Source organism: Burkholderia sp. Tr-20355, from assembly GCF_017104685.1.
Lineage (GTDB): Bacteria > Pseudomonadota > Gammaproteobacteria > Burkholderiales > Burkholderiaceae > Burkholderia > Burkholderia seminalis.
The window spans coordinates 56347-70249 of sequence record NZ_JAAGPK010000014.1; the positions used below are offsets into that span (position 1 = coordinate 56347).

The following is a 13903-nucleotide window of genomic DNA, read 5'->3' on the forward strand; positions in this document are numbered from 1 at the left end:
ATCACTTTCGCACGCCGGTGTACTTGGTCGGCCGCGCGAACTGATGCGCGAGCCGGTCGCACGTTTCATCGTCGAGATTGTCCAGTCCGATCGCTCGCTCCCAGAATGCGCACCCAAGACGCGGCCGCGTGACCACCCCGTTTATGTTTCCAGGGTGCATACAGATCGCATGGCTGCCGCCACAGATCGCAATGCCGGACCAGTGCTCGCAGGTCCAGCACGGGTGGTTGATCGTCTCGATGAATAGGCCATAGCCGGGTCTGTTCATGACGCAGAAATACTGTATGGATGTACAGTATTCGCTCCCGGTCACTGCATGTCAAGCGGCGGCGGCGGCGGCGGCGGCGTTCAGCGACGCCCGGATCGGAATGATCTCGGCCTCGCGACCGTCCGCGCATGCGCCGACGAACTCGGCCCACTTCTCGAGCGCTGCGCGTCGCTCGGGGATCTCCTGGCGTACATCGTAGATCCCTTCCATCCCTTTCAGCTTGTGGTTCAGCGCAATCTCGGTGATCTCTTTCGGGATACCCATGTTCATCATATGGCCCTTGGCCGTGCTGCGCGTGTCATGCGGCGTGAAGCGCCGGACTTCGAGGCCGCCGCGCAGAAACGCGCGGTCGATCGCCGCCCATAGCGTCGTGTTCCCGACGTGGGTATCGCCGAGTCGGTTGATGCGGCGCTGGCCGCGCGCCGGCAGCAGCCACGGCGAGTCGCCGGATAGGGCGATCAGTTCCTCAATCCACGACGCGACGAGCGGTACGAGAGGCACGAGGAAGCCGTTCCGGGTTTTGACCGTATCGTCGGCTACGAACCACGTGCCGCGCTGCAGGTCGATGAATTCTTTCCGGGCCTTGACGAGCTCGTTCGTGCGCACGCACGTCGCGAGCAGCACGCGCAGCATCAGGCCGTTGGCGCGGCCGATCGTATCGTCGATGCCGGGCAGCATCCGCGCGAGCTCGTCGACGGCCAGCATCACGCGCGGCTTGACCTTCGGGCGGGCGCCCATGATCGCGGTCAGCTTCACGCCGGCGCACGGGTTCGCGGCGATGATCTTGCGGCCGCACGCGTGGTCGAACACCTGCGTCATGGTCGTGAGAATCCGCTTCGACATCGTCCAGCCGCGACCGGCATCCTCGATCGCCTGCACGACATCGGCCGGCGTCACGCGACGCACTTCCAACGAACCGAGCTTCGGGCCGACGACATTGTCGAGATCCCACGTGCGGTAGTAGATCGTGCCGGCCGACAGCGGTTTCTCGATGTCCTGCGCGAAGCGCTTCGCGCGGAAGTCGGCAACGAGCTCGTTCACCGTCCAGGCGGCGGCCGACGCCGCGCGCTCGGTTTTCTTCGCGGCGGCCGGGTCGGCGCCGTTGTCGATCGCGACGCGGTGCGCGCGGGCCGCCTTGCGCGCGGCCGCGAGCGACAGGTCGGGGTAGTTGCCGAGCGTCAGCTCGCGCCGGCGGCCGCCGGCCAGCCGATACCGCAGGATCCATGCGGCCGTGCCGCGGGCGGAAAGAGTGAAGGTCAGCCCGTCACCGTCGGACTTTGCGACCGGTTTCCCGGCCGCCATCCAGCGCCGCAGCTGCATGTCGTCGAGCGTATTCGTTTGCCTGGCCATAGCGTTCCTCGTGGGTAGTCAGGCGATATTGCCGCCGTATTAGCTACCCGTCTAGCTACCCGAATTTACTTAGTCAGTCTTGGATTTTGTTAGACGCCATTGGGCTAAAACCCTTGATTGGCTTAGGGTTTCGGGCGATGAGGTGGTCGTTTTTAGACAGGCTTAGACGTAAATGAAAATAGCAGGTGGCGATTTTCATGAACGGGAGTATGTGTGCGGCGTGAATGCGAAGGCCGCCATCTTACCGCGAGCATGCGGGGCGAACGCGCGCGAAACGCGACGCGGAGCAGGGCGCGGGCCACGCCGTCTGGAAGACGAGAGAAGAATTTGTGACAAAAGTGTTGACGTGAGTACTTCATCACCCTATAATTTATTTCTCTGACGCGGGGTGGAGCAGTCTGGCAGCTCGTCGGGCTCATAACCCGAAGGTCGTAGGTTCAAATCCTACCCCCGCAACCAAGCACACCAGACGATGTGCAGCGCAAGTGACCGATGCGCGCTTCGTCGACAGGAACCCGGCCCCGTGCCGGGTTTTTTGTTTTCCGCGCGCGATATCGTCGGCGCGATTGTCGTGGTTACCGCGCCGCCCACTCCACGGCCGCCTTCGCATGCAGCGCGGTCGTGTCGAACACCGGCAGCGGCGAATCGTCCGCGCCGATCAGCAGCGTGATTTCCGTGCAGCCGAGAATCACGGCCTGCGCGCCGCGCCGCGCCAGTGCCTCGATGATCGACACGTAGGTCGCGCGCGATTCCGCCGCGACGATGCCGTGGCACAGCTCGTCGTAGATGATCCGGTGCACGTCGTCGCGCCCGCGTTCGTCCGGCACGAGCACGTCCATCCCGAATTTGTCGCGCAGCCGCTCCGCATAGAACGGCAACTCCATCGTGTAGCGCGTGCCGAGCAGCGCGACGCGCTCGACGCCCGCGTCGCGCAGCGCGCTGCCGGTCGGATCGGCAATGTGCAGGAACGGCAGCTTCACCGCGGCTTCGATTGCGTCGTGCACGCGATGCATCGTATTGGTCGTCAGCACGACGAGATCGGCGCCGGCCGCTTCGAGCTGGCGCGCCGCGTCGGCCATCCGTTCGCCGAGCGCCGCCCAGTCGTGCGTGCGCTGCAGCGCTTCGATTTCCGCGAAGTCGACCGTGACCAGCACGCTCTTCGCGTTGTGGTGGCCGCCATGCAGCGCCTTCGAATGGCGGTTGATCATCCGGTAGTACTCGGCCGACGATTCCCAGCTCATGCCGCCGATCAATCCGATCGTCTTCATCCGTCACCTTCTCGTTTGGTGTGTCGCGGCAGACGAGTATAGGCGTCGCTGCCGGCGCGCGGCCGGTACGATCCGCGCAAAGCGGGCCGGTACGGCGCAGCCGGGCGCGGCCGCACGCGACAGTTGAAACCGGCACTGTGTTTTTGTACAGTATCGGCACCGTGAACCCGACCACCATCCCGCCTGCCGATCCGCACGTGCCGCCACCGGGCGACGCGCTGCCGCGCATGCGCAAGATCATTCACTGCGACTGCGACTGTTTCTACGCGTCGGTCGAGATGCGCGACGATCCGTCGCTGCGCAACCGGCCGCTCGCGGTCGGCGGCCGGCCCGACCAGCGCGGCGTGATCGCGACCTGCAACTACGAGGCGCGGCGCTATGGCGTGCATTCGGCGATGTCGTCGGCGCTCGCGATGCGCAAGTGCCCGGACCTGCTGATCCTGCCGTCCGCGATGGACAAATACCGCGCGGCGTCGCGGCAGATCATGGCGATCTATCGCGACTACACGCCCGACGTCGAGCCGCTGTCGCTCGACGAGGCGTACCTCGACGTCAGCGGGTCCGAGCGGTGCCAGGGCAGTGCGACGCTGATCGCGCGCGAGATCCGCCAGCGCGTGTTCGACACGGTCGGCGTGACCGTGTCGGCCGGCGTCGCGCCGAACAAGTTCATCGCGAAGATCGCGTCGGACTGGAACAAGCCGGACGGCCTGTTCGTCGTGCGGCCGCACGAGATCGACGCGTTCGTCGCGGCGCTGCCGGTGCGCAAGCTGCACGGCGTCGGCAAGGTGACGGCCACGCGGCTCGACCGGCTCGGCATCCAGACCTGCGCGCAGTTGCGCGACTGGCCGCTGATCGACCTGCATCGCGAGTTCGGCGCATTCGGGCGGCGGCTGTACGAACTGTCGCGCGGCATCGACGAGCGGCCCGTGCAGGCCGACCAGGAGCGCAAGTCGGTCAGCGTCGAGACGACCTACGTGACCGACCTGACGACGCTCGAGCAATGCGCGGACGAGATTCGCCGCCTCGTCGTGCAGCTCGACGCGCGGATCGCGCGCGCCGGCGCCGCGCGGTCGATCCGCAAGCTGTACGTGAAGATCCGCTTCGCCGATTTCCAGCGCACGACGGTCGAATGCGTGGCCGACGCGACGCATGCGGAGACGGCCGTCACGCTGCTCGCGAAGGGGCTGCAGCGGCGCGCGCAGGCCGTACGGCTGCTCGGCGTCGGCGTGCGCATCGACGAGGACACGGCCGAGCGTCACGGGCAGTTCTCGCTGTTCGACGACGAAGCGCCCGCGCCATGAAAAAAGGCACCGCCGTGGCGGTGCCTGTCGATGCAGCCGGAAGGGTCGGGCGGCGCGCTCAGTGCGCGGGCGCGGCCATCCCGTTGTGGCGCAGCAGCGCATCGATTTCCGGCTCGCGGCCGCGGAACGCCTTGAACGAATCCATCGCCGGGCGGCTGCCGCCGACCTCGAGGATCTCGCGGCGATAGCGCGTGCCGGTGGCCGCGTCGAGCACGCTGCCGCTCTGGGCGGCCGCTTCCTCGAACGCCGCGTACGCGTCGGCCGACAGCACCTCGGCCCACTTGTAGCTGTAATAGCCGGCCGCGTAGCCGCCCGCGAAGATGTGGCTGAACGTGTTCGGCCAGCGCGAGAAGGCCGCCTGCGGGATCACGTGGTAGCGCTCGTTGATCTCGCGCGCGAACGCGGTCACGCCAGTGGCGCCGGCCGGGTCGAAGTCGACGTGCAGCAGCATGTCGAACATCGAGAACACGATCTGGCGCAGCGTGCCGAGCCCGCTCTGGAAATTCTTCGCGGCGATCATCTTGTCGAACAGCTCGCGCGGCAGCGAGGCGCCCGTATCGACGTGCGACGACATCGACGACAGCACGTCCCATTCCCAGCAGAAGTTTTCCATGAACTGCGACGGCAGCTCGACCGCATCCCATTCGACGCCGTTGATGCCCGACACGCCGAGTTCGTCGACGCGCGTGAGCATGTGGTGCAGCCCGTGGCCGAACTCGTGGAACAGCGTGATGACTTCGTCGTGCGTGAAGCACGCGGGCTTGCCGCCGATCGGCGCCGAGAAGTTGCAGGTGAGATACGCGACCGGCGTCTGCACGTCGCTGCCGCGCTTCGCACGCGAACGCGCGTCGTCCATCCATGCGCCGCCGCGCTTGCCTTCGCGCGCGTACAGGTCGAGATAGAACTGCGCGACGAGCGAGCCGTCGCGGTTCTCGACGCGGAAGAAGCGCACGTCCTTGTGCCACACCGGCGCTTCATCCGGCTTGATCCGCACGCCGAACAGCGTTTCGGTGACGGTGAACAGGCCCTTGAGCGCGGCCGGTTCCGGGAAGTACTGCTTGACCTCGTTTTCCGAGAACGCGTAGCGCTGCTGGCGCAGCTTCTCGGCCGCGTACGCGACGTCCCACGGTGCGAGTTCGGCGAGGCCGAGTTCCTTCGCGGCGAACGTGCGCAGCTCGTCCCAGTCCTTGTCCGCGTGCGGACGCGCGCGCGTCGCGAGATCCTCGAGGAAGGCGATGACCTGTTGCGGCGATTCGGCCATCTTCGGCGCGAGCGACACTTCGGCGAAATTGCGGTAGCCGAGCATCTGCGCCTCTTCGCGGCGCAGCTTCAGCTCGTCGGCGACGATCGCCGTGTTGTCCCATTCGGCCTTGCCGCCGCCGTACTGCGGCCCGAGTTCCGACGCGCGCGTCGCATAGGCGCGGTAGAGCGTCTCGCGCAGCGCGCGGTTCTCGGCGTACTGCAGCACCGGGAAGTACGACGGGAAGTGCAGCGTGAATTTCCAGCCTGCCTTGCCGTCCTTCTGCGCGGCTTCGCGGGCGGCCTCGATCGCATCGCCGGGCAAGCCGGCCAGTTCGGCTTCGTCCTCGACGACATACGCGTACGCGTTGGTCGCGTCGAGCACGTGGTCGGAGAAGGCCTTCGACAGCGCGGCCTGCTGCTCCTGCAGTTCCGCGAAGCGCGGCTTCTGGTCCTCCGGCAGCTCGGCGCCCGACAGGCGGAAATCGCGCAGCGCGTTATCGAGGATCTTCTTGCGTTCGGTGGACAGCGTCGCGTATTCGGCGCTCGCGGCAATTGCCTTGTACTTCTCGTACAGCGCGAGATTCTGGCCGACGCTCGACCAGAACTCGGTCACGCGCGGCAGGTTTTCGCCGTAGGCGGCGCGCAGCTCCGGCGTGTCGGCGACCGCGTTCAGATGGCCGACGATGCCCCATGCGCGGCCGAGCGGCTCCGTGGCCTGCTCGACCGTCTCGACGACGGCGGCCCAAGTCGACGGCGTCTCCTGCGCGCTCGCGGTTTCGACCGCGCGGCTGGCGGCGTCGAGCAGCGTATCGAGTGCGGGCGTCACGTGTTCCGGGCGGATTTCGCCGAAACGGGGCAGGCCGGAGAAGTCGAGGAGCGGATTGGTGTTGGCGCTGGCGGACATAAGACTCCCTGTCTGTTGCCGGATGAACCGGGATGAAAAGGGTAACGGCGGCTGGGCGCGACGGCGCCCGATACCGACATTATTGGGGCGCATCGTGCGCTTTCCAATCGTTAGTTTCTAATGGCGCGATTGACGCAGGGTCGGATGCGTGGCCGCGCGCATCCGACAGCGGGCATCCGGGGACGGGCGTCCGGCGGCTTGCGGCCGGACGCGGTGCGGCCGCATCGACGCGGCCGGCGAGACGCCGGCGCACGCAGGCGCGCCGGCTGAACGGGGATGCGTCAGGCCGCGGCGGCAGCGGCGCGTTCGGCGGATTCGATCGTGTTGACCAGCAGCATCGTGATGGTCATCGGGCCAACGCCGCCCGGCACCGGCGTGATGTAGCCGGCCACTTCCTTCACGCCCGCGAAATCGACGTCGCCGCACAGCTTGCCCGCATCGTCGCGGTTCATGCCGACGTCGATCACCGTCGCGCCCGGCTTCACCATGTCGGCGGTCAGGATGTTGCGCTTGCCGACCGCGGCGACCACGATGTCGGCCTGCCGCGTGTGCGCGGCGAGGTCGCGCGTCTTGCTGTGGCAGATCGTCACGGTCGCGCCGGCGTCGAGCAGCATCATCGCCATCGGCTTGCCGACGATATTCGAACGGCCGATCACGACCGCATTCGCGCCCTGCAGCGCGATGCCGTGCGCCTCGAACATCTTCATCACGCCGTACGGCGTGCACGGGCGGAACAGCGGCTTGCCGGTCATCAGCGCGCCGGCGTTCGCGACGTGAAAGCCGTCGACATCCTTCTCCGGCGCGATCGCCTCGATCACCTTGTGGCTGTCGATATGCGCGGGCAGCGGCAGCTGCACGAGGATGCCGTGGATCTTCGGGTCGCGGTTCAGCTCGTCGATGCGCGCGAGCAGGTCGGCTTCCGACAGCGTGGCCGGGTAGGCATCCTTCAGCGAGAAGAAACCATTGTCCTCGCACGCCTTGATCTTGTTGCGCACGTAGACTTCGCTCGCCGGGTTTTCGCCGACGAGGATCACCGCGAGACCGGGCTGGTGGCCGCGAGCGGTCAGGGCGGCGGCGCGTTCGGCGGCCTGGGCGCGCAAGGTCTTCGAAAGGGCGTTGCCGTCGATGAGGAGGGCTGTCATGGTGGTGGGTCCTGCCGGGAAGTTGGAATGCGGGCGTACGGCGCCGGAAGTGCCGCAGCAAAGCACGCAATTATACCGTTCGCTTGCTGCCGTCCGACAGCGAATCAACGGGAAGCGTCATGGTCGCGGCGCGCGTGCGCCGGGAGGAAAGGCCGCCGCCGCGCGAGTGGGCCGCATCGCGCGAGGCGGCAAGCGCCGGTGGCGGGCCGGGCGGGCAGCGCCGCCGCGGCCGCTGAAGACGCTCAGGCCTGCTTCTTCGACAGCGCGAGGCGCAGCAGGTCGGCCACCGTGTTGACGTTGAGCTTTTCCATGATGTTCGCGCGGTGCGCTTCGACCGTCTTGATGCTGATGCCGAGATCGTCGGCGATCTGCTTGTTCAGGCGGCCCGCGATGATGCGTTCGAGCACCTGCTGCTCGCGCGCGGTCAGCTTCGACAGGCGCTCGCTCGCGGCACGCTGTTCCTGGACGCTCTTGCTTTCGCTTCGGGCCTTGTCGAGCATCCGCTCGACGAGCTTGCGCAGCTCGGCTTCGTCGAACGGTTTCTCGATAAAGTCCATCGCACCCTTTTTCATCGTCGACACGGCCATCGGCACGTCGCCGTGCCCCGTGACGAAGATGATCGGCAGCGCGGCGTTGTCGGCGATCAGGCGCTCCTGCAGCTCGAGGCCGCTCATGCCCGACATCCGCACGTCGAGGATCAGGCACGCGATCTGGCCGGCCTGCTGCGCCGGCTGGTAGGCATCGAGGAACTGCTCGGCGCTCGAGAAGCATTGCACGCGATAGCCGTTCGCCTCCAGCAGCCAGCGCAGCGAGTCCCGTACGGCCTCGTCGTCGTCGACGACAAAGACGGTTTCCTGAGTGGTGGTGACAGGGCTATTCATAGTTCTCCCGTAACGGTATGTGATGCCGATGCCTCGCGCCCCCCTTGGCCGAGATCAGCGGGTTCCCCAATGGGCAGGCTGCAGTGGAACGTCGCGCCGGAAATGCGGCCATCCGGCTCGACGTTGTTGACCACCCACAGACGCCCCCGATGCGATTCGATGATCGAACGGCAGATGTTCAGCCCCATGCCCATGCCATCGGACTTGGTGCTGTAAAACGGTTCGAACAGGCGCTCGGCGGTCGCTTCGTCGACGCCCGGACCCTGGTCGATCACGCGGATGTCGACGAAACCCGCGTCGATGTCGGCGACGACGCGGATCACGCCGTCCGCCGAGGCCGGCTTCACGTCGGCCATCGCCTCGGCCGCGTTCTTCATCAGGTTCATCAACACCTGCTCGATCAGCACGGGGTCGACATAAATAATAGGCATTCTTGCGAGGATTTCCGTGACGATCCGGATCCTGCGCTTCCTGGCCTCGATTTCGGCGAGCCCGACCGCGTCGGCGACGATGTCCGCGACCCGGGCCGGCTGGCGTTTCGGCTCGCTGCGCTTCACGAATTCGCGGATCCGCTTGACGATCATCCCGGCGCGCAGCGCCTGCTGCGCGGTCTTTTCCAGCGCGGGCTGCAGCGTCTCGGGCGTGCCGCGGCCGCTCTTGACGAGCGCGAGCGTGCCCGAGCAGTAGTTGTTGATCGCGGCGAGCGGCTGGTTCAATTCGTGAGCAATCGACGACGCCATTTCACCCATCGTCATCAATCGGCTCGTGAACTGCAGCTTTTCTTCCTGCTGGTGCGCGAGTTCCTGCGCCTTCTTGCGGGTCGTGATGTCGGTCGCGATCTGCATCTGCGCGAGGTGGCCGTCGACCCACTGGATGTACTGGCGGCGCACCTCGAACCATTTCTGGATGCTTTCGACGTACACCTCCTGCGCATCGGCGGTGCTGCTCGTCAGCGCGGCGGCCGGCAGGCCCGCGAACGCGTCGACCATGTCGATCGAGTCGGACGATGCCTGCGCGCGGTCGAAGCCGCCGCCCGACAGTTCCAGATGGCCGTCCGGGCGGATGCCGAACAGGTGGCGGTAGTAGCGGTTCGCGAACAGCAGCTCGGCTTCGTCGGCGGCGAGCACCGACACCGCGGCGTCGAGGCTTTCGAGCACCGTCGTGAAGCGTTCGTGCGCGGCCGCGAGTTCCTCGCGCGCGCGCTTCGGTTCGGTGATGTCGGTCATCGACGACATCCAGCCGGTCTGGCGGCCCGAGCTGTCGATCAGCGGCGACACGTACAGGCGCGCATGGAACAGCGTGCCGTTCTTGCGCCGCACGCGCAGCTCGAAGCCCGAGCTCGGCGCCTTGCCGCGCAGCGTCATGTCGAGCTGGCGCTGCATTTCCGGGTAGGCGTCGCGCGGCCAGTACGGGAACGGCGCGACCTTGCCGACGAGGTCGGTTTCGTCCCAACCCGTCATCCGGCAGAACGCGGGGTTCACGTGCGTGATGCGGCCGTGCATGTCGAGCACGCGCATGCCGATCAGCACCGAGTTTTCCATCGCGCGGCGGAAGAACGCTTCCGCGTACAGCGCCTGCTGCGCCTCGAAGCGCTGGCGCGTGTGCTTCCACAGACTCCAGAGGCTCCACAGCACGAAGCACGACAGGCCGGCGACGAGCCACACGAGCGTGTTGTTGGTCAGGTTCGTGAGCTGCGGGAATGCGTACACGCGCACCGTCAGCCCTTGGCCGGGCGGATCGAGCGGCAGGTCGTAGTGCGAGTCGCGCGGCAGGCGCGGGCGCGTCGACGTGGACGACAGCTCGCGGTTGTTCGCGTCGGTGATCGAGATCTTGTACTTTGACGACAGTTCCTGCGGGATGTCGTGCTTCAGGATGCCCTCGACCGAGAACACCGCGGCGATCGAGCCGAGATATTCGCGGTCGCCGCGCATCACGGGCGTCTGCAGCGTGATGAAGCCGTTGCCGAAGTCGTCGTAGATCAGCGGCGAATAGGCCTGGCGGCGCGTGCTGCGCGCTTCGTCGTACGCGCCGCGCACGGCGTCCTGCATCTGCGCGTCGCCCGGCTTCGCGAGCCGCTGGCCGAGCAGCGGCGGATGCACGGTCGGCCAGCGCTGCACGCCGGGCGCGGTGTACCAGTTCAGGTAGAGGATTTCCGGATGCGTCTGCATCACGTCCGCGACGGCCATCTGGAATGCGTTCTGGTCGAGGCGGCCCGACGCGAGATCGCGCGACAGCGCCTGCAGCTGTTCTTGCGCGCCCGTCATCGACAGGCGGATCTGTTGCTGCGCCCAGGCGACGTTACGGAACAGGGTGTCTTCCTGCTGCTGCTGTTCGCGGCGATTGAGGCTCCACAGGATGAGGCTCATCACCACGAGAAATACCAGGATCGACAGCAGCGGCGTCAGCAAATAGGAATTGGACCACCACGGTCCGTGGTGCCAACGGGACGGCTGCGACTCCGCCGGCGGGCCCGACGGTCGCGCCGAGCGTGCGAAAAGCCGATCGGTCAACATGGCAGGATTGTAGCGCAGCGCAATACATGGAAAACCGGTACCGGATATGTTGAACGGAAACGGATTTGTTCCGCCGTGGCGTGCCGCCGCGCCCCGAAGTATGGGTGCGGCGCAGCAATATTTCGCATTGCGAGAAAAGATCTCACAATTCGAAAATTTTGTTGCGCAGGCCTGCGCACGCTCATTACAATCCGCTGGAGCTTGCCCGCAGCCGGCCGCGTCGCGTCGTCTGCATGAGAGCGATCCTCACATTCCAGGACCCAGGAGACGAGAATGTCCGCTGTACCGAACGAAGTGATGAAATATGTCGCCGCCGATCGTGACGACGACCCGCAAGAAACCATCGAGTGGCTGGAGTCGCTCGATGGCGTGATCTCCTCCGTGGGCACCGGCCGCGCGCATTACCTGATCGAAAAACAGATCGAGTTCGCCCGCATGCACGGCGAGCACCTGCCGTTCTCCGCCAACACCCCGTACATCAACACGATCCCGGTCGAAGCCCAGGCGAAGATCCCGGGCGACCAGGACATCGAGCACCGCATCCGTTCGTACACGCGCTGGAACGCGCTGGCGATGGTGCTGCGTGCCGGCAAGGACACGAACGTCGGCGGCCACATCGCCTCGTTCGCATCGGCCGCGACGCTCTACGACGTCGGCTACAACCACTTCTGGCACGCGGCGTCCGACCAGCACGGCGGCGATCTCGTGTTCGTGCAGGGTCACTCGTCGCCGGGCGTGTACTCGCGCGCGTTCCTGCTCGGCCGCCTGAAGGAAGAGCAGCTCGACAACTTCCGCCAGGAAGTCGACGGCCAGGGCATCTCGTCGTACCCGCACCCGTGGCTGATGCCGGACTTCTGGCAATTCCCGACCGTGTCGATGGGTCTCGGCCCGATCATGGCGATCTACCAGGCGCGCTTCATGAAGTACCTGCAGGCGCGCGGCATCGCGAAGACGGAAGGCCGCAAGGTGTGGGCGTTCCTCGGCGACGGCGAGACGGACGAACCGGAATCGCTCGGCGCGATCGGGATGGCGAGCCGCGAGAAGCTCGACAACCTCGTGTTCGTGATCAACTGCAACCTGCAGCGTCTCGACGGCCCGGTGCGCGGCAACGGCAAGATCATCCAGGAACTCGAATCGGAATTCCGCGGCGCCGGCTGGAACGTGATCAAGGTCATCTGGGGCAGCCGCTGGGATGCGCTGTTCGCGCGCGACAAGTCGGGCGCGCTGATGCGCCGCATGATGGAAGTCGTCGACGGCGAATACCAGACGTACAAGTCGGAGTCGGGCGCGTTCGTTCGCGAGCACTTCTTCAACACGCCTGAACTGAAGGCGCTCGTCGCCGACTGGTCGGACGACGACATCTGGGCGCTGAACCGCGGCGGCCACGATCCGCACAAGATCTACGCGGCGTTCCACGAAGCGTCGAACACGAAGGGCGCGCCGACCGTCATCCTCGCGAAGACCATCAAGGGCTACGGGATGGGCGAGTCGGGCCAGGCGATGAACATCACGCACCAGCAGAAGAAGCTGCCGGTCGAGCAACTGAAGAAGTTCCGTGACCAGTTCCGTCTGCCGATCACCGACGAGCAGATCGCCGACGTGCCGTACCTCAAGTTTGAGGAAGGTTCGAAGGAACTCGAATACATGCGCCAGAAGCGCATGGACCTCGGCGGCTACCTGCCGCATCGCCGCGAGAAGGCGACGTCGCTGCCGGTGCCGGCGCTCGACGCGTTCGAGCCGCTGCTGAAGGGCACGGGCGAAGGCCGCGAGATCTCGACGACGATGGCGTTCGTGCGGATCCTGAACATCCTGCTGAAGGACAAGGCGCTGGGCAAGCGCGTGGTGCCGATCGTCCCGGACGAATCGCGTACGTTCGGCATGGAAGGCCTGTTCCGCCAGATCGGCATCTGGAACCAGGAAGGCCAGAAGTACGTGCCGGAAGATTCCGACCAGCTGATGTTCTACAAGGAATCGGAAACCGGCCAGATCCTGCAGGAAGGCATCAACGAAGCGGGCGGCATGTGCGACTGGATCGCGGCGGCGACGTCGTACTCGACGCACGGCGAGATCATGGTGCCGTTCTACATCTTCTATTCGATGTTCGGCTTTCAGCGGATCGGCGACCTCGCATGGGCCGCGGGCGACATGCGTTCGCGCGGCTTCCTGCTCGGCGGCACGGCGGGCCGCACGACGCTGAACGGCGAAGGCCTGCAGCACGAAGACGGCCACTCGCTCCTGTGGGCGGCATCGGTGCCGAACTGCGTGAGCTACGACCCGACGTTCGGCTATGAACTCGCCGTGATCGTCCAGGACGGCCTGCGCCGCATGGTGCAGGACCAGGAAGACGTGTACTACTACATCACGGTGATGAACGAGAACTACGAGCACCCGGCGATTCCGCAGGGCGACCACGTGGCGGCCGACATCATCAAGGGCATGTACGCGTTCAGGAAGGCCGACGCCGACAAGAAGGCGCCGCGCGTCCAGCTGCTCGGCGCGGGCACGATCTTCAACGAAGTGATCGCCGCCGCCGACCTGCTGAAGAACGACTGGGGCGTCGCCGCCGACCTGTGGAGCGTGCCGAGCTTCACCGAGCTCGCGCGCGAAGGCCACCAGGTCGAACGCTGGAACCTGCTCCATCCGACCGAAGAGCGTCGCCTGTCGCACGTGCAGAAGTGCCTGAAGGACACGCAGGGCCCGGTCATCGCATCGACCGACTACGTCCGTGCGCTGGTCGACCAGATCCGCGGCCAGATCGATCGCCGCTTCGTCGTGCTGGGCACGGACGGCTTCGGCCGCTCGGATACCCGCGAGAAGCTGCGTCACTTCTTCGAAGTCGACCGTCACTGGGTCACCGTCGCCGCGCTCAACGCGCTGGCCGACGAAGGCACGATCGAGCGCAAGGTGGTCGCGGACGCGATTGCCAAGTACAACCTCGATCCGTCCAAGCCCAACCCGATGACCGTTTAACGCACACGCCGTGTAATGCCCGCGTCGCTCCCGCGAGGAGCGCGCGCGGCCATGGAGACAGAAA

Annotated in this window: 9 protein-coding genes and 1 tRNA gene; 3 read left to right on the top strand and 7 right to left on the bottom strand. The window is 66.1% G+C overall.

Features of this window, described 5'->3' with window-relative positions:
* Position 1 precedes the first annotated feature (1 nt).
* Together G3N62_RS05830 and G3N62_RS05835 are read right to left on the bottom strand one after the other, a co-directional pair.
* A complete protein-coding gene (locus G3N62_RS05830) occupies positions 2–268 on the bottom strand; it encodes a hypothetical protein (RefSeq protein ID WP_206141195.1) in 267 nt (88 codons plus the stop codon).
* Between the two features lie 51 nt (positions 269–319).
* Positions 320–1618, bottom strand: coding sequence for a site-specific integrase (locus G3N62_RS05835; protein WP_206141196.1), 1299 nt, complete (start codon positions 1616–1618; stop codon positions 320–322).
* 382 nt (positions 1619–2000) lie between these two features.
* On the opposite strand from G3N62_RS05835, the gene G3N62_RS05840 reads away from it, so the two are divergent.
* Positions 2001–2077 (top strand) — tRNA-Met (locus tag G3N62_RS05840).
* Positions 2078–2193: 116 nt separating this feature from the next.
* Here G3N62_RS05840 and G3N62_RS05845 read toward each other — a convergent pair.
* Positions 2194–2886, bottom strand: coding sequence for an aspartate/glutamate racemase family protein (locus G3N62_RS05845; RefSeq protein WP_034188956.1), 693 nt, complete (start codon positions 2884–2886; stop codon positions 2194–2196).
* Positions 2887–3023: 137 nt separating this feature from the next.
* On the opposite strand from G3N62_RS05845, the gene dinB reads away from it, so the two are divergent.
* On the top strand, positions 3024–4187 hold the full coding sequence (gene dinB / locus G3N62_RS05850) for a DNA polymerase IV (protein ID WP_034188955.1): 1164 nt from the start codon (positions 3024–3026) through the stop codon (positions 4185–4187).
* A gap of 58 nt (positions 4188–4245) precedes the next feature.
* On the opposite strand, the gene G3N62_RS05855 is transcribed toward dinB, so the two are convergent.
* The 4 genes from G3N62_RS05855 to fixL all read right to left on the bottom strand — a co-directional run bounded on the left by G3N62_RS05855 (position 4246) and on the right by fixL (position 10869).
* Entirely contained in the window at positions 4246–6333 is a 2088-nt protein-coding gene (locus G3N62_RS05855) for a M3 family metallopeptidase (RefSeq protein ID WP_124670796.1), read from the bottom strand.
* A 281-nt stretch (positions 6334–6614) separates the two neighbouring features.
* Positions 6615–7475 (bottom strand): bifunctional methylenetetrahydrofolate dehydrogenase/methenyltetrahydrofolate cyclohydrolase FolD, encoded by an 861-nt coding sequence (folD, locus tag G3N62_RS05860; RefSeq protein ID WP_034188953.1) that lies wholly within the window; start codon positions 7473–7475, stop codon positions 6615–6617.
* 242 nt (positions 7476–7717) lie between these two features.
* Positions 7718–8356, bottom strand: coding sequence for an oxygen response regulator transcription factor FixJ (gene fixJ / locus G3N62_RS05865; RefSeq protein ID WP_006493245.1), 639 nt, complete (start codon positions 8354–8356; stop codon positions 7718–7720).
* Positions 8353–10869 carry an oxygen sensor histidine kinase FixL gene (gene fixL, locus G3N62_RS05870; RefSeq protein ID WP_034188952.1) on the bottom strand — a complete coding sequence of 839 codons (2517 nt, stop codon included), beginning with the start codon at positions 10867–10869 and terminating at the stop codon, positions 8353–8355. Before fixL ends, fixJ begins: the two co-directional genes overlap by 4 nt.
* 273 nt (positions 10870–11142) lie before the next feature.
* Here fixL and aceE point away from each other — a divergent pair, with 273 nt between their 5' ends.
* A complete protein-coding gene (gene aceE / locus G3N62_RS05875; RefSeq protein ID WP_034188951.1) occupies positions 11143–13839 on the top strand; it encodes a pyruvate dehydrogenase (acetyl-transferring), homodimeric type in 2697 nt (898 codons plus the stop codon).
* Positions 13840–13903: the final 64 nt, after the last annotated feature.